The sequence below is a fragment of the Exiguobacterium sp. CH10 genome, assembly GCF_018617635.1.
GTDB lineage: Bacteria > Bacillota > Bacilli > Exiguobacteriales > Exiguobacteriaceae > Exiguobacterium > Exiguobacterium aestuarii_A.
In genome coordinates, this window is sequence record NZ_JACSKO010000003.1 from 234,863 (window position 1) to 250,130 (window position 15,268).

Genomic DNA, 15,268 nt, shown 5'->3' on the forward strand with positions numbered 1-15,268 from the left:
CGTCCTTTACTGAATTAAAATACTTTCGTTGTCCACGACTCACAGTTCCAGACGTCTGTGACGATATCTTCATAGAATTCTGGTTCGTGACTGATGAGGAGGACACTTCCTTTGTACTCTTTCAACGCACGCTTCAACTCTTCCTTCGCGTCGACGTCCAAGTGGTTCGTCGGCTCATCGAGTAAGAGAAGGTTTGTCTCGTTGTTGAGGAGTTTACAAAGACGAACTTTCGCTTTTTCACCACCACTGAGGACGGAGATTTTACTTTCAATGTGTTTCGTCATGAGTCCGCACTTCGCGAGCATCGCGCGTACTTGCTGTTGGTTGAGTGACGGGAACTCGCTCCAAATCTCTTCGATACATGTGTTGTTGCTCGTTGCCGCTTCTTGTTCGAAGTAACCCATCTCAAGAAACTCACCGCGCTCAACGGTTCCTTCAAGCGGATTGATCAACCCAAGCAAGCTCTTTAAGAGCGTCGTCTTCCCGATTCCGTTTGCTCCGACGAGGGCAATCTTTTGACCGCGCTCCATCTGAAGGTCGAGCGGACGTGAGAGCGGCTCGTCGTATCCGATGACGAGACCTTTGGCATCAAAGATGAGTCGTCCCGATGTACGGGCCTGCAGGAAGCGGAATTCCGGTTTCGGACGCTCTGCACTCAATTCGATGACATCCATCTTATCGAGTTTCTTCTGACGTGACATCGCCATGTTTCGTGTCGAGACGCGCGCCTTGTTCCGGGCGACGAAATCTTTCAAGTCGGCAATCTCAGCTTGTTGACGCTTATAGGCTGCTTCAAGCTGCGAGCGTTTCATCTCGTACACTTCCATGAACTTGTCATAGTCCCCGACGTAGCGGTTCAACTCTTGGTTCTCCATATGGTAGACCAAGTTGATGACGCTATTTAAGAACGGGATATCGTGTGAGATCAAAATGAAGGCATTGTCATAGTTTTGGAGGTAGCGTTTCAACCACTCGATATGCACTTCATCCAAATAGTTGGTCGGCTCATCGAGGAGCAAGATATCTGGCTTCTCGAGAAGCAACTTCGCAAGCAATACTTTCGTACGCTGCCCACCTGACAAGTCCGTGACGTCACGGTCGAGACCGACATCTAAAATACCGAGACCGCGTGCGACTTCTTCTACTTTCGCATCGATGATATAAAAGTCGTTCGAGTCGAGCGTCTCTTGAAGTTCACCGACTTCAGCGAGCATGTCTTCCATCTGTTCAGGTGTCGCGTCACCCATCTCCATGTAGAGTTCGCCGATGCGCGTCTCCATGTCGATCAAGTATTGGAAAGCACCTTTTAATACGTCACGAATTGTCATCCCGCGTTCGAGCACCGCATGTTGATCGAGGTAACCGACACGGACATTTTTCGCCCATTCGATTTTCCCTTCATCCGGTTGCAGTTTGCGTGTGATGATGTTCATGAACGTCGATTTTCCTTCACCGTTCGCTCCGACGAGACCGATGTGTTCCCCTTTTAAGAGGCGGAAAGAGACATCGTTCAAAATAGCGCGGTCACCAAAGCCGTGGCTCAAGTTTTGTACCGTTAATATACTCATAATTCGTTTTCGTTCCTTTCAAAGTAAACTACCCGATATTGTAGCATGAATCCAATCAAATTAGTACGCCAGTCCGACTGACTCCCGTACGTGTTCATTCTCTTCGATGGCGTGAAGCATGAACTGAGCGACATCTGCCCGTGAGATGTGTTTCCCGTTATCCGGTACCTCGTCGATGGCCATACGATAAGTCGAGGTGCGAGGACCGTCCGTCAATTGCATCGGGCGCACAATCGTATAATCGAATGACGAATTGCGCCATAGGTCCACGGCTGCCCGATGATCACGGAGGGGTTTCCGGAGCATGAACGTAATGGCTTTCCCAGCAAGTCCCGGGATCTCATTGTCGATTCCGGCTGAGGCCAAATAGACGACGCGTGAGATGCCATTCGTCTTCATCGCTGGGACGAGCTTGTCCGTGACACTCGCTAAAAAGTCCGGATCGCTCAAATCCGTTCCGAGACAGCTGATGACCGCATCATGACCGTGCATCGCTTCTGTTAACGCATCGATGTCATATAAGTCGCCTTCGATGATTTCAAGTTGTGGGGTCCGAATCAACTTTTTCTGTTCACGTACGAATGCGGTGACGTCATGACCGTGCTCGATGGCTTGGTCGATGAATTGATGTCCGGTCCGACCGGTTGCGCCTAATACGAATAACTTCATAAGGGCAGGGCTCCTCTCTCATATCCAATACATACAGTATACAGCAGTTTCAGAAAAATCGAACATTTCACCGTTTGATTCCAACCTATTGCATTTCTCGTCAGCTCGTCTACAATAAGGTCTATCTTATAAAAATAGATTCGCACTCGTATATCAGCGGAAATATGGTCCGCAAGTCTCTACCGAACTACCGTAAATGGTTCGACTACGGGTGGCGCTTGTCGTATGCTGTCGTTGATTTCCATGCGGTTCGTTGCCTCCCGATGAGGGGTGACGAATCGCATTTTTTAATGGAGGGAACAACAATGAAGCAGTTAGAAGACAAAATCCGTGAAGAGGGTCGGGCCTTATCCGACCAAGTGTTGAAAGTTGACGCTTTCTTGAATCATCAAGTCGATCCCGCACTCATGCAAGCCATCGGAAAAGAGTTCGCAGAACGTTTCAAAGACGCTCAAATCGACCGAATCGTCACACTCGAATCGAGTGGGATTGCGCCAGCGATGATGACAGCGCTTGAGATGGGCATCCCGTTCGTATTCGCGCGTAAACGGAAATCGCTGACGCTCCAAGACGACCTCGTCGAAGCGGATGTCTACTCGTTCACGAAACAGGAGACGAACCGCATCAGCTTGAGCCGGCGCTTCGTTTTACCAGGCGAACGCGTTCTCGTCATCGATGACTTCCTCGCAAACGGGGAAGCGGCACTCGGACTGACACAACTTGTCGAAGCGGCAGGTGCAGAAGTGGCAGGTGTTGGCATCGTCATCGAAAAATCGTTCCAACCAGGGCGCGATAAACTGATTGAGCGTGGTTATCGCGTCGAATCGTTGGCACGTATCGCGAAATTAGAGAAAGACCACATCTCATTCGTGGAGGTCGTTCGATGAATACATTTAAGACGGCAAGTCTCGGGTTTCAGCATCTGCTCGCCATGTACACGGGAGCAGCCATCGTCCCGCTCATCGTCGGTGGTGCCATCGGGCTTGGTCCAACCGAGCTCGCTTATCTCGTCGCAATTGATTTATTCATGTGTGGGGTGGCGACGCTTTTACAAGTATGGACGACACGCTTCACGGGTGTCGGATTGCCGGTCGTCCTCGGATGTACGTTCACGGCGGTCGGTCCGATGATCGCCATCGGAAGCGCAAATGGGATTACGGCCATTTATGGTGCGTTGATTGCCAGTGGGCTCATCGTCATCCTCATTTCCGGATTTGTCGGGAAGCTCGCACGTTTCTTCCCGCCGGTCGTTCTCGGTTCGGTCGTGACGATCATCGGTCTCTCACTGATTCCGGTCGCTATCAATGACATCGGTGGCGGGATGCCAGGTGAGTCTGGATTCGCATCCATGCAGAATCTCGGATTAGGTGGTTTGACGATTTTACTCATTCTCATCTTGAACCGTGTTGGTACTGTCTTCACACGCGCCGCTGCTGTCCTCTTTGCCGTCCTCATCGGAACAGGGGTTGCTGCTTCGCTCGGTCTCGTGGACTTCAGTCCTGTCCGTGAAGCGGGATGGTTCCAAATGGTTCAACCGTTCTACTTTGGGATGCCGACATTCGATGTGTCTGCCATCCTCGTCATGACGCTCGTCGCCATTATTTCGATGATTGAATCGACAGGTGTATTCTTGGCGCTCAGCGATATCACGAAAAAACCGATCGGTGCGAACGAATTGACGAAAGGGTATCGTGCGGAAGGCGTCGCGACGATTCTCGGAGGAATTTTCAACAGCTTTCCGTACACGACGTTCAGTCAAAATGTCGGACTTGTTCAATTGTCTGGTGTAAAATCGCGCCGTGTCATCTTCTGGACAGGTGGGTTACTCATCTTGCTCGGATTCCTTCCGAAAGTCGCCACGTTCACGACATTGATTCCAAAGCCTGTTTTAGGTGGAGCAATGCTCGTCATGTTCGGAACGGTCGCCGCTTCCGGCATTCGGATTCTGAGTCAAGTCGATTTTTCGAAAAACGAGAATTTGATTACCATCGCACTCTCGATTGGTGTCGGACTCGGTATCACCGCTAACCCGGCAATCGTCGCCAACATGCCGGAATGGCTTCAATTGTTCACAGATAGTGCCATTGTGGCAGGATCGTTCACGGCGCTCCTATTAAACGGATTCTTCCGTATGATGGACCGTTTCCGTCCCGCGACGATCATTGCCGAAGAACGGCAAGTCAGCTAGACTGAAGGAAATAGTAGTCTAGGAGGAGTCACGAATGGGGAAAACTGCACTTGTCGTAGGCGCGACCGGCTTGATTGGCCGCGAATTGGTAGAACAGCTGTTAGAGAGTGACCGTTATGAGTCGGTCTGGATTGTCGTCCGTCGCTCGAAGCGATGGAGTCATCCGAAACTACACGAGGTCGTCGGATTCGAGGAGATGGATGCGGCACTTCCACACATCGATGACGTCTATTGTGCACTTGGCACGACGATTGCGGTCGCTGGCTCACAAGAAGCGTTCAAGCAAGTTGATTTGGAGTTGCCACTTGAAGTCGCTCGTATTGCCAAGGCACACGGTGCGACACGCTATGCGGTCGTATCGGCACAAGGCGCATCGTTACGTTCTTCTTTCTTTTACAACCGGGTAAAAGGGGAGCTTGAAAACGGATTGCGCATCTTCAACTTCCATCATCTCATTATCGCGCGTCCTTCGTTGTTACTCGGCGAGCGTGATTCATTCCGACTCGGGGAAAAAGCGGCTGAGGTCATCAGTCGCCCGTTCCAGTCGCTGTTAGTGGAAAAGGCACCAGAAATCGCACCGATTCAAGCGCTGCATGTCGCACGTGCGTTGATCATGGCGTCTGAAGAAGGCGAAGGAATCGAAGTGTTGACGTCGGGTATGATGCAGAGGATGAGCCGATGAATCCATTGACGAAGAAACGAACGAAAGCGGTCTTAATTGACAGTGTCATCGCAGGGCTCGTCAGCTATGGCGTGGAGCAACTCGTGCGCAAGAAAGTGAAGAGCGAGTTCGTGCATGCAGTCGTCACACCGACACTGCTCACATACGCGATGGAAGCTTGCCAAATGAGTCGAGGCGGACAAACCATTGGCTATAAGTTGATGGGGCTCGAGTTGAAAAATGACGACGGCACCGCTGTCACGGCAAAACAGGCGCTACAGCGTGCTCTTTACCGTGATACGTTGTCGGGGGTGCGATACTGGAAAGACCGTGCGCATTTTGAACAAGAAGAAGGCGCCGTGTTACCGCACGATGCCCGTTATCATATGCATGTACGTGAAAAGAACTGACCGTTATATGGCCAGTTCTTTTTTTTAATCTCTAATTTTACTCAAAGTAGCTGCGGTCAAAGCGACAATCGTTCCGAGGACGAGTCCGTTAGAGAAGACGGTCGCAAGGAGCGGCGGCAAATCATTCATGGAACCTGGTGGCAAGAGCATCGCCCCGGCACCGATGACGAGCGGGAGACCGACCGTAAGGGAAGCCGTTGATTGTTTTAATTCGAAGGCAGCCTCATTGATTCCGATGATGATCATCGTTGCGATAAGTGGTGTCACGATCGCATAGCCGACAGCGGCTGGGATACTCGCAATCAACGAGACGAAAGGACCGATGAGTGCTAATCCCATCATGAGGGCATGGGCAATTAAATGAGGGGCGCGCTGGACGCTCTCCGTCGAAGAGAGGAATCCGGCCGTCCCTGAGATGGCGACAGGACCCGGTGTTCCGAACAGACCGGCCACGATTTGACTGACTCCACTCGCGACACCAGACGCTGGAACGTTCCCTTTGATTTCGCGTTTTTCACGAGAGCTGACGATGCGTTCGATTAATTTGATGTTCGCAAGGACGTTCGTCATGAGAAGCAAGGTGATGACGAAAGCCGTCGGCAACAAGTTCCAATCCCACACCCAACTTCCGAACGGAAGAAGTTCCGGTACGAGGAAGAACGATTCCGAGCGGACGATTGGATTTCCAAGGTCGAGCAAATGGAATAAACCGAACCCGACGAAAAGCGTCATGACGAGTCCGTATTGTTTAAAGCGACTTTGTTCGAGCGTGAGTGCAAACAAGACGAGACCTGCTGTCGCGACGGCTTGAACGATATTGATTCCGTCTTCCGTCACTCCGAAGCCACCTTTAATAACAGCCCCTGACAATTGGAGGACGAGTAAAATCATATAGACGCCGAGTACTTGTGGTGTAAACAGGGAAAGCATTCGTCTTAAGATACCGGTAACGGTTAGCAACACGCCAAGGATACCGCTTAAGAACAACATAAATCCAAGTGCCTGCAACGTCTCTTGTTGACTTCCGTATAAGGCAGGACCGATGGATGCGTATAAGGTGAAGACGCCCCACCAAATGCCAGCGGGTCCTTCGAGTATCGGGAGGCGATGTCCGAGCAACGTCTGGATGATGCTAAAGAGTGCGAAGATGAAGAGTGAGCGGGATATGAAGGTCATCGTCTCATCTGGTGACAGTTCAAACAAGGCGGCGATGGAGAGTGGTGGTACAATATTTGTAGCTAAAATAAAAATAAACCACTGAATCGTCGTGGTTACATTACTTCTGGTCATGGTGTCCCCCTGATCATGCTTTTTCTTATTAGTGTAACGTTATGAGGAAGTGGATGCAAATGGAGGCTATATAATGAAGAAATTCTTCAAGTGGGCCGCACTCTCAATCGTAGGATTGCTTGTTGTCGCGGTAGCAGGCTTTTTGATTTGGACACAGTTCACGTATGGACCGACCGATGAAGCGACACAGTATGCCGAAGAGGGGAAAGTGGTCGACAACCGTCTCGAGTTTGGGGACACGACGAGTGAGGTCGGCGTCATTCTTTATCCAGGGGCGAAAGTCGAGAAAGAGGCGTATGCCTATTACGGAACACAATTAGCGGAAGAGGGTGTCTTTGTCGCGATTCCGTCGCTTCGTCTCAATTTAGGCATTTTAGATATTGATGCAGCAGCTCCAATCATCGAGACACATCCGGAGATCGAACGCTGGATCGTGGCCGGTCATTCACTCGGAGGTTCGGCGGCTTCGGGGTATGCACTGGAGCATCAAGAATTGGTAGAGGGTGTCATTTTCCTCGCTTCGTATCCGATCAGTTCGATGGTCGATAGCGACTTACGTGTACTATCGATTTCCGGTGAATTGGATGGATTGGCTGTCCCGGAAGACATCGAGGCGAGTCGAAGCGACCTCCCTGAAGATAGCCAATTCGTACAAATTGAAGGCGGGAATCATGCAAACTTCGGAATGTATGGTCCACAAAAAGGAGATCAGGAAAGCCCGCTCACATCGAAAGAACAATTGGACGAAGTCCTATCAGCGATTCTCGAATGGTTATAAAAAACGTGTGCACCTCGATGAAGGTGCACACGTGTTAGCGTTGATCAAGCGAATAACTGACTGCGGTCAACGCGGCTGTGACGAAGGCGACCAGACCGCCGACAAGTGCGAGCGTCATGATGGGGCTCGTCGCATAGACGACACCACCGAGAGCGGAACCGAGTCCAATCCCGACATTACTCGCCACGGGCATAAGTGACGAGGCGAGACCTTTGGCATTCGGATTGAACTTCTCTGCCAAATCGATCAAATAAATCTGAGTCGATGTCGTCAATAAAATCGCCATGAACGACATAAGTGCGATATTGAGAAGACCGAGCGTCACATTCGACGTCGTCACGAATAGCGCGGCCAAGACGAGCGCTTGGACGAGAAAGACGAACCGTAAGCGTCCGATTGGATTGTGACTAGCAATCTTTCCGGCAGCGATATTACTGAAAATCGAAATGAATCCGTATGCGAATAAAATCGGACTGACCCAAGCGACCGGTACACCGAGTACATCTTTTAAAATCGGCACGAGATACGTATATACGACATACGTTGCCCCGAAACCGAACGCCGGAATCAGGAATGCGATCAAGATGCGCGGATTCGTCAGCAATGTCAATTGTTCACGAAGTGATGCTTTTTCTTGAGACAATTGGTTCGGCAAGACGCGGTAAATGGCAATCCAGGCGACTGCACCGAGTGCAGTCGTTAATATAAATGTGGATTCCCAACCTGCCTGTTGTCCGATGAATGTCCCGATTGGAACGCCGAACACGTTCGCCATCGTGAATCCACCAAAAATAAAGGATACGGCGACCCCACGCTTTGTCGGTGGGACACTTTCACTTGCGACGAGCATGGCAAGCGAGATCAAAACACCTGTGACGACGGCCGTCAACATACGCAAGAGGAGTAACCACTCATACATCGGTGCCAGGCTGCTCAACAAGTTCAGGATAGTGAAGAGAATCGTCAGGCCAAGCATCAATTTACGTTTAGGAAGATGGCTCGTCAAGGACATGGTGATTGGTGTGCCGACGGCAAAGCTGATGGCGAATGCCGATACGAGACTCCCGGCCGTCGCGATCGAAATGGATAACCCGTTTGCGATATCGGGTAAAATCCCGACGATGACAAATTCACTCGTTCCGAGAACGAAAGTTAATAAGGATAAGGATAAAACTAAAGTCCAGTCGCTTCGACTGAGCGAGCTTGTCTTCATATTCAAACACTTCTTTCTATCTCATTCATTAGTAGTTAGACATCAGTCTTCTATCACGTTACAAGATTTTCTCCAAAAGAAAAACCCTTTTCTCCCAAGTAAGGAGAAAAAGGCGAATTAGCGCCAAAATACAGTTGCTTCGACACCGGCGTGGTCGGAGACAATCGGTCCGTTCTCACCATCAAAGACGACCGCATGGCGAGAAACATGAATCGGGGCATTCGTTAACATCAAATCAATGCGAAGTGATTTTTTATTTTCGTCCCACCCGGCGATTTTTCCTTGTACCGTCGCATCGCCTTCCCGTTCTGTTGCGAGATGGAACAAATCTTGGAGTCCATTCTCCATCAAGTAATCGTATCCTTCTCCTCGAATGAAAGCATCGTTATTGAAGTCGCCGAGTAGAAGGGCATGGTCGTCATGCTCGACGCGACGAATCAGTTCATCGAGTTGGTGTTTCACCGGCTCCTCTTCATCATGCCACCATCCGAGATGACACGAGTAAATAGTCGTTGGAGCATCTGCGCCTGCAATCACAGCTTTGACAATCTTACGAGACTTGTAGTTGTCTGGGTCCGTCGTCTTCGATACAAAGAACGATTCTGTTGATAGGAACGGTGTGCGCGACAGGATGGCGACGCCTTCCTCGTAAATATCGTATCCATAATGGGCAAAGTCCCATGTCATATGATAGTGAACGTCCAACTCTTTTAAGCGCTCGACGAGGACGTGTGCGAAGTTGTTCTCACGGATGTTCCCGTAGATCAGTGGGGCCTCTTTATGTTGATTGACTTCTTGAAGCGCGATGAGATCGTACTCTTCACTCGCGATGCGTTCGACGATGGCGTCAATCTTTTCTTGTTGACGGTCTTCTAACCAGGCGTGGCAATTGAGCGTTAAAATATTCACGATAGTCCTCCTTTAGAAAAAAGGCCAACTCTCGAGCGAGTTGGCCAGTAGATTATGCACCGATGACGTCTTGAATGTCTGATTTCAATACGTCGGCTTTCGGTCCATAGATGGCTTGGACTCCACGGTCTTTCACGATGAGACCCATGGCGCCATTTTTCTTCCAATCTTGTTCGTCAGAAACGAGTGTGACGTCTTTAACGGTCACACGAAGACGAGTCATACATGCATCGACATCTTCAATGTTTTCTTCCCCACCGAGAAGGGCGATAATCCCCATGACTTGTTCGTTACCTGTCACAGATGACTTCTCTGTCGTCTCTTCCATGTAGTTCCCGTTACGTCCTGGTGTCGGCAAGTTCATCTTCTTGATGAAGAAGTTAAACACACCGAAGTTGAGGAAGAAGAATGCTACAGAGACGAGAACGAAGTTGATCAAGTCTTGAAGTAGTCCCGCTTTTACAATCATCGGGATGCGCGTCAAGAGTTCAATCGCACCGAAAGCATGGACACGTAGGTCGATGATATCTGCCAATGCGAATGCAGCACCGGCCATAAGCGCGTAGACCACGTAAAGGACTGGCGCGACGAACATGAACATGAACTCGATTGGTTCTGTGACACCTGTCAAGAAGACAGCGAGTCCAGCTGACAAGAACATCGGCTTGTATTGTGCTTTCTTCTCAGCGTCAACATTACGATACATCGCATATGCGGCACCGATCAAAGCAGCGAATGACAAGATGACTTGACCGACTTTGAAGCGGGCCGGAACGACATCAGCGAGAAGGGCGTTGTATGCAGCTGTATCACCAGCGGCACGCAAGTTGACGAGGTCTGTTACCCATGCCAACCAGAGCGGGTCTTGTCCGGCAACGACTGACCCAGCTGTCGCGCCTGTTAAAATTGTGTACGTTCCACCAAGTTCCGTGTAGTTCATTGGAACAGTGAGCATGTGGTGTAAACCGAACGGCAAGAGGAGACGCTCGAGCGCACCATAAATGAACGGAGCGAGGACTGGAGCCGTGTTGCGTGATGTGGCAATCCACTCACCAAAACTGTTGAGCGCACCTTGAATCGTTGGCCATACAATCGATAGAACGATGGCAGCAACGACTGAACCAAGGATGACGACGAATGGTACGAAGCGCTTCCCGTTGAAGAACGAGAGGGCGTTCGGCAATTTGTTGAAGTTGTAGAAACGGTTGTATAGTGCACCACCAAGGAAACCGGCGATGATCCCGACAAACACACCCATGTTGAGGGCAGGTGAGCCGAGTACAGATGTGAAGTAGTCAGCGACGACAAGGTTTGCACCGAAGAGTGACTCGATTGTCGCTTCCGGATCTTGAAGCATGGCACCGTTGACACCGAAGATGGCACCTGTGACACGGTTGATCAAGATGAAGGCGAGAAGTGCTGCGAACGCACCACCTGCACGATCTTTTGCCCACGAACCACCAATCGCGACTGCGAAGAGGATATGTAAGTTGACGATGATGCCCCAACCTAAATCTTCAATGATGCGAGCTGTTGTTAATAAAATACCGACATCTCCGGCTGACATTCCAATCAATTTACCGATGGAAATCATTAAACCGGCAGCTGGCATAACGGCGATGACGACCATCAAGGCCTTACCGAGTTTTTGCCAGAAATCGAATGAGATCAATTGTTTCATGCTATACGCTTCCTTCCTGTGAGGGAGTTTTATCTATTTTTGTGTTTGCCAATAGTGCAATCGCTTGCATAAATGATTGTAATCGATTGCATAAATTCATGCAACCGTTTTCGCTATTTTCATTTGTTTTCATTTTCAAAGCGACAATGGAAGATGTTAGGTGAACTTGTCAGTCGAATCGAATCTAGCTACAATATGATAGGTTGAAGGGAGCGAGAAAGATGGGTTGGAGACAGACCACATCTGCTTTGACGAAGGACGAGCAGATTGAATTAAAAGAACAGTTATTGCAGAAGGGTGTATTGCAGGAGGACGATCTTCCTCTCTATGAAATGCTCATGCCAGACCGCATTAAACGGATGTATGAAGTGTTGAATACACGAACGAACCATATCACGATTTTGACGGAAGGTGTGGACGATCCGCACAACCAATCCGCTGTGTTGCGTTCAGCCGATGCGTTCGGGGTACAAACGTTGCATGTCGTCGAAGGGCGAGCAAAGTTCAAACCGAACTCGATTATCGCCAAAAGCGCCGATCGCTGGGTGGACGTCGTGGAGCACGGATCGATTGAAGAAGCGATTGACGCTTTAAAAGAAAGTGGTTACCAAGTATATGCGACGGCGCTAAGCGAGGAAGCGATTCCGCTCGAAGAAGTAGATGTGTCGAAGCCGACGGTTCTTCTATTCGGGAACGAACATAGTGGCGTCTCGGAGGCCGCACTCAACAAGGCGGACGGAAACTTTGTCATTCCGATGCAAGGATACGTTCAAAGTTTGAACATCTCGGTGGCGGCTGCGATTTCTTTGTATGATGTCACGACACGGTCACGTCATATCGTGACGGATGGCTATGAACTGCCTGTCGAAGATCAAGCGCGCATCTTCAAAGACTGGATGGTCAAGAGCTTACCGAAGCGTACGCTCGGACTATATAAACAAAAAGGTGTAACAGCTTTCGAACGGGAGACAGGAAATTCGGAATGAACGGCGAAAAGAACAGACGTACGGAATCTTTGTCCAGAAACTGAAAGGGGATGGCACGATGAGTACGACGAGTTCATTTATCGTAAAAGATGTGACGAACAACTTTAAAGATTTTGAAGAGGACTTCTTCCGACTGTACCGCACGTTATATGGTGACCTCGATCAGCTGCGATTTAAAGAGCGCCTGTATCGACACGCCAATCCACTAGTGCTCTTAGCATTCTCAGAAGAGCAACTGGTCGGCTTTAAAATTGGTTATGAGGCAGAGCCTTATCGATTTTATAGCTGGGCGGGTGGCGTACACCCAGACTTTCAAAAGCATGGTATCGGTCGCAAGCTGATGGACACGCAACTTGAATGGGTCGAAGCGCAAGGATTCCATTCGATTCGGACGAAAGCGCGCAATACGAACAAAGGGGTCATCATCTTGAACCTCCTTTGCGGATATGACATCATGGGCGCCTACACCGAAGACGGCGAGCCACGTATCATGATGGAGAAACAATTGAACAGTTGAATGGATGCCGCGGTCGAATGATCGCGGTTTTTTGATGAAACCGATTCGACTGAATGAACGTACACAAAGAAAAAGGGGGAATTTGAAATGACAGTGTTTGGATTTGGCGGAGATCCGTTTAGTGACTCCATGGGGGACTCATTCTTTACCGGGATTGTGTCGATATTTCCTATCGTGTTCATGGTTGTGTTCGGTCTGATTATTTTTGCGTTCGTAAAAACGATTTTTCAACATTCCAAAACATCGAGCACGTTGAAGGACTTACAACAATTCGCCTCGCAACTCGCCGATGATCCGGACGATGACACGGCCGAGCGATTGGCCGAGTATTTACGAGGTGTCGATTCCTTCTCGATTGAACGGACACGGATGGAACCGTTCCGTGTCGCACTCGGGTGCTATCAATTGGTGATGGAATCAAGATCCGTTCGCGAGGAGACGAAAGAGCGGCTCGACCGTCAATACAAGCGTCTCGGCATTTTGGACGGGGAAAAATTTGCCGATGAGGCTCCACCACGTCACCGTTCTTCTTCATCGAACCATCATGATATCCACCATAATCACCATGACCATATGTAAAAAGCGAAGGGACCCCTTCGCTTTTTACATATATCGTGAAGCATCAAAGTCGATATCGGTCTGGTAGCGGACGGCCTGGATGGCACTTTCGATTCGAATGGCTCGTTTTTTAATATCGCGTGCTTTCAAGCGGTATAGCTCCGGGTCATATAAGGCGTGTTTGATCACGGAAACCCCGTGCACGTATTCCTTTTTCGGACGTAATGACAATTTCTCATAAAGACGTGCTTGGACACGCAATTGAATGGCGAGTTCGATTGCCTCTACGAGCGGGAGCGGACCGTCATGCGTTTCAACGACGGCTTGGACGTTCGCTTCTTGAATGAGACGGTCGAGCTGACGTAAGTCCAGACGGATGTGCTCAAGTTCCATCTCGATATCTTGAAGGGAGCGGGACTGAATCGTCGGAATGGAATCATTCACTTCGAGCGAGATGAATGCCACGTGCTCAATCTCTTCGGTCAATGTATCGATTTGCTCATGGAGCAACTGTTTTAATGTTAGGGCATCTGCAAGGTTCATATCGATTTCCTCCTTCTGCTTTCTCTAACCGTACCACATCGGGATGGCTGAAAAAAGATGGATGACATCTCGGATTGCGGGAATAAAACCAAATAGGAAGGAGGGAGGACGATGAAAAAATGGAAGGTACAGTGGATGATTGCACTCGTCCTACTCCTGTTCGGGACAGCGACGTTCCTCTATCAATGGATTGATGTAAGTCCAGGGGACATCCGGGATTATATCATTCAATTCGGTTGGTTGGCTCCTTTGATTTATATTCTCTTATTCACGGTTCGCCCGCTCATCCTGTTTCCGACGTCCGTCTTATCGGTCGCCGGCGGTTTGGCGTTCGGGATGTTACCAGGTGTCGTCTATACCGTCATCGGGGCGACACTGAGTGCTCTCGTCGCGTATTATGTGGCCGTTTATTTCGGCGACCGTTTCTTGCATCACTTCGAATCAAAGAACTATGAAGCGATTCAGCACAAAATCGAAGAGGACGGATTCTTTTATGTACTCATCCTACGTCTCATCCCGCTCGTCAATTTCGATTTGGTCAGTTATGCTTCCGGTTTGGCAAAAGTAAACGTACCGGCGTATCTGTTTGCGACCGTCGTTGGTATGATTCCTGGGGCGTTCGCGAACAATTTTCTCGGAAGCAGCATCGCGAGCGGAGATTGGACGCTGATTGCATTGGCGTTCGGGATCATGCTCGTATTGACGCTCATCGCGACCGTGTTCCGTGAACCGATCAAGCGACAGATCCATCGCTATCAAAAAAAGTAGGCGACTCCAATGGAGCGCCTACTTTTTAGTTAACGGTTGTCGACCGTCTCTGGATAGAGGTCATGGTTGAACAAACGATGCTCCGCCATTTTTTCGTACTTCGTACCCGGTTTTCCGTAGTTGTAATACGGATCAATCGAGATACCGCCACGCGGTGTGAATTTGCCCCACACTTCGAGATAGCGCGGCTCCATCAACTTGACGAGGTCTTTCCCGATGACGTTGATGCAGTTCTCATGGAAGTCACCGTGGTTACGGAAACTGAACAAGTACAACTTCAATGACTTCGACTCAACGAGTTTCTCATCCGGGATATACGAGATGTAGATCGTCGCAAAATCGGGTTGGTTTGTGATTGGGCACAGGGACGTAAATTCCGGTGCGTTGAATTTGACGAAGTAGTCGTTCTCCGGGTGACGGTTCGGGAACGCCTCGAGGACGTCAGGTGTATATTCAAAAATGTAAGGGACGCTCTTCTGTCCGAGGAGCGAGAGGTCTTGTAAGTCTTCTGGTCTCATGTTCATTCTCC

The 15,268-nt window shown here is 49.7% G+C and carries 17 protein-coding genes and 1 riboswitch; of the genes, 9 read left to right on the plus strand and 8 right to left on the minus strand.

Features of this window, described 5'->3' with window-relative positions; translation table 11 throughout:
- Window positions 1–14: 14 nt before the first annotated feature.
- Together KNP04_RS11630 and KNP04_RS11635 are read right to left on the minus strand one after the other, a co-directional pair.
- Window positions 15–1,568 carry an ABC-F family ATP-binding cassette domain-containing protein gene (locus tag KNP04_RS11630; RefSeq protein WP_074034179.1) on the minus strand — a complete coding sequence of 518 codons (1,554 nt, stop codon included), beginning with the start codon at window positions 1,566–1,568 and terminating at the stop codon, window positions 15–17.
- Window positions 1,569–1,628: 60 nt separating this feature from the next.
- Window positions 1,629–2,237: an NAD(P)-dependent oxidoreductase gene (locus tag KNP04_RS11635; RefSeq protein ID WP_214746901.1), complete on the minus strand. Its 609-nt coding sequence runs from the start codon at window positions 2,235–2,237 to the stop codon at window positions 1,629–1,631.
- 126 nt (window positions 2,238–2,363) lie between these two features.
- A riboswitch (purine riboswitch) is annotated at window positions 2,364–2,465 on the plus strand.
- 77 nt (window positions 2,466–2,542) lie between these two features.
- Between KNP04_RS11635 and KNP04_RS11640 the strand changes: the two genes are divergently transcribed.
- Genes KNP04_RS11640 through KNP04_RS11655 form a run of 4 tightly spaced genes read left to right on the plus strand, consistent with a single transcriptional unit; the run spans window position 2,543 to window position 5,496 of the window.
- On the plus strand, window positions 2,543–3,124 hold the full coding sequence (locus tag KNP04_RS11640; protein ID WP_214876291.1) for a xanthine phosphoribosyltransferase: 582 nt from the start codon (window positions 2,543–2,545) through the stop codon (window positions 3,122–3,124).
- Window positions 3,121–4,425, plus strand: coding sequence for a nucleobase:cation symporter-2 family protein (locus KNP04_RS11645; RefSeq protein WP_214876293.1), 1,305 nt, complete (start codon window positions 3,121–3,123; stop codon window positions 4,423–4,425). Before KNP04_RS11640 ends, KNP04_RS11645 begins: the two co-directional genes overlap by 4 nt.
- 34 nt (window positions 4,426–4,459) lie before the next feature.
- Window positions 4,460–5,107 carry an NAD(P)H-binding protein gene (locus tag KNP04_RS11650; RefSeq protein WP_214876294.1) on the plus strand — a complete coding sequence of 216 codons (648 nt, stop codon included), beginning with the start codon at window positions 4,460–4,462 and terminating at the stop codon, window positions 5,105–5,107.
- Window positions 5,104–5,496, plus strand: a complete 393-nt coding sequence (locus KNP04_RS11655; protein WP_214876296.1) for an RDD family protein — start codon at window positions 5,104–5,106, stop codon at window positions 5,494–5,496. The genes KNP04_RS11650 and KNP04_RS11655 overlap by 4 nt, the downstream gene beginning before the upstream one ends.
- A 24-nt stretch (window positions 5,497–5,520) precedes the next feature.
- Here the strand turns inward: KNP04_RS11655 and KNP04_RS11660 are convergent, their stop codons facing one another.
- A complete protein-coding gene (locus tag KNP04_RS11660) occupies window positions 5,521–6,786 on the minus strand; it encodes a purine/pyrimidine permease (RefSeq protein WP_214876298.1) in 1,266 nt (421 codons plus the stop codon).
- Window positions 6,787–6,859: 73 nt separating this feature from the next.
- Here KNP04_RS11660 and KNP04_RS11665 point away from each other — a divergent pair, with 73 nt between their 5' ends.
- On the plus strand, window positions 6,860–7,564 hold the full coding sequence (locus KNP04_RS11665; RefSeq protein WP_214876300.1) for an alpha/beta hydrolase: 705 nt from the start codon (window positions 6,860–6,862) through the stop codon (window positions 7,562–7,564).
- Between the two features lie 34 nt (window positions 7,565–7,598).
- On the opposite strand, the gene KNP04_RS11670 is transcribed toward KNP04_RS11665, so the two are convergent.
- The 3 genes from KNP04_RS11670 to KNP04_RS11680 form a co-directional block, all read right to left on the minus strand.
- Window positions 7,599–8,777, minus strand: a complete 1,179-nt coding sequence (locus KNP04_RS11670) for an MFS transporter (protein ID WP_214876302.1) — start codon at window positions 8,775–8,777, stop codon at window positions 7,599–7,601.
- A gap of 117 nt (window positions 8,778–8,894) precedes the next feature.
- Window positions 8,895–9,686 (minus strand): endonuclease/exonuclease/phosphatase family protein, encoded by a 792-nt coding sequence (locus tag KNP04_RS11675; protein WP_074034194.1) that lies wholly within the window; start codon window positions 9,684–9,686, stop codon window positions 8,895–8,897.
- A 52-nt stretch (window positions 9,687–9,738) separates the two neighbouring features.
- On the minus strand, window positions 9,739–11,367 hold the full coding sequence (locus KNP04_RS11680; protein ID WP_214876304.1) for a PTS transporter subunit IIBC: 1,629 nt from the start codon (window positions 11,365–11,367) through the stop codon (window positions 9,739–9,741).
- Between the two features lie 221 nt (window positions 11,368–11,588).
- Between KNP04_RS11680 and KNP04_RS11685 the strand changes: the two genes are divergently transcribed.
- The 3 genes from KNP04_RS11685 (at window position 11,589) to KNP04_RS11695 (ending at window position 13,449) form a co-directional block, all read left to right on the plus strand.
- Window positions 11,589–12,353, plus strand: coding sequence for a TrmH family RNA methyltransferase (locus KNP04_RS11685; RefSeq protein WP_214876306.1), 765 nt, complete (start codon window positions 11,589–11,591; stop codon window positions 12,351–12,353).
- A 25-nt stretch (window positions 12,354–12,378) separates the two neighbouring features.
- Window positions 12,379–12,870 carry a GNAT family N-acetyltransferase gene (locus KNP04_RS11690; RefSeq protein WP_353047928.1) on the plus strand — a complete coding sequence of 164 codons (492 nt, stop codon included), beginning with the start codon at window positions 12,379–12,381 and terminating at the stop codon, window positions 12,868–12,870.
- Window positions 12,871–12,957: 87 nt separating this feature from the next.
- Entirely contained in the window at window positions 12,958–13,449 is a 492-nt protein-coding gene (locus tag KNP04_RS11695) for a hypothetical protein (RefSeq protein WP_214876308.1), read from the plus strand.
- Between the two features lie 24 nt (window positions 13,450–13,473).
- Here the strand turns inward: KNP04_RS11695 and KNP04_RS11700 are convergent, their stop codons facing one another.
- Entirely contained in the window at window positions 13,474–13,971 is a 498-nt protein-coding gene (locus KNP04_RS11700; RefSeq protein ID WP_074034204.1) for a hypothetical protein, read from the minus strand.
- A gap of 111 nt (window positions 13,972–14,082) precedes the next feature.
- On the opposite strand from KNP04_RS11700, the gene KNP04_RS11705 reads away from it, so the two are divergent.
- Entirely contained in the window at window positions 14,083–14,739 is a 657-nt protein-coding gene (locus tag KNP04_RS11705; RefSeq protein WP_214876315.1) for a TVP38/TMEM64 family protein, read from the plus strand.
- Between the two features lie 29 nt (window positions 14,740–14,768).
- Here KNP04_RS11705 and queF read toward each other — a convergent pair whose 3' ends face one another.
- Window positions 14,769–15,257, minus strand: a complete 489-nt coding sequence (gene queF, locus KNP04_RS11710) for a preQ(1) synthase (RefSeq protein ID WP_015880473.1) — start codon at window positions 15,255–15,257, stop codon at window positions 14,769–14,771.
- Window positions 15,258–15,268: the final 11 nt, after the last annotated feature.

Coding starts and splice junctions, on each gene's coding strand:
- KNP04_RS11700 (WP_074034204.1), bottom strand. CDS start 13,971: ATGAACCTTGCAGATGCCCTAACATTAAAACAGTTGCTCCATGAGCAA.
- KNP04_RS11685 (WP_214876306.1), top strand. CDS start 11,589: ATGGGTTGGAGACAGACCACATCTGCTTTGACGAAGGACGAGCAGATT.
- KNP04_RS11660 (WP_214876298.1), bottom strand. CDS start 6,786: ATGACCAGAAGTAATGTAACCACGACGATTCAGTGGTTTATTTTTATT.
- KNP04_RS11670 (WP_214876302.1), bottom strand. CDS start 8,777: ATGAAGACAAGCTCGCTCAGTCGAAGCGACTGGACTTTAGTTTTATCC.
- queF (WP_015880473.1), bottom strand. CDS start 15,257: ATGAGACCAGAAGACTTACAAGACCTCTCGCTCCTCGGACAGAAGAGC.
- KNP04_RS11680 (WP_214876304.1), bottom strand. CDS start 11,367: ATGAAACAATTGATCTCATTCGATTTCTGGCAAAAACTCGGTAAGGCC.
- KNP04_RS11695 (WP_214876308.1), top strand. CDS start 12,958: ATGACAGTGTTTGGATTTGGCGGAGATCCGTTTAGTGACTCCATGGGG.
- KNP04_RS11635 (WP_214746901.1), bottom strand. CDS start 2,237: ATGAAGTTATTCGTATTAGGCGCAACCGGTCGGACCGGACATCAATTC.
- KNP04_RS11650 (WP_214876294.1), top strand. CDS start 4,460: ATGGGGAAAACTGCACTTGTCGTAGGCGCGACCGGCTTGATTGGCCGC.
- KNP04_RS11645 (WP_214876293.1), top strand. CDS start 3,121: ATGAATACATTTAAGACGGCAAGTCTCGGGTTTCAGCATCTGCTCGCC.
- KNP04_RS11655 (WP_214876296.1), top strand. CDS start 5,104: ATGAATCCATTGACGAAGAAACGAACGAAAGCGGTCTTAATTGACAGT.
- KNP04_RS11630 (WP_074034179.1), bottom strand. CDS start 1,568: ATGAGTATATTAACGGTACAAAACTTGAGCCACGGCTTTGGTGACCGC.
- KNP04_RS11705 (WP_214876315.1), top strand. CDS start 14,083: ATGAAAAAATGGAAGGTACAGTGGATGATTGCACTCGTCCTACTCCTG.
- KNP04_RS11640 (WP_214876291.1), top strand. CDS start 2,543: ATGAAGCAGTTAGAAGACAAAATCCGTGAAGAGGGTCGGGCCTTATCC.
- KNP04_RS11665 (WP_214876300.1), top strand. CDS start 6,860: ATGAAGAAATTCTTCAAGTGGGCCGCACTCTCAATCGTAGGATTGCTT.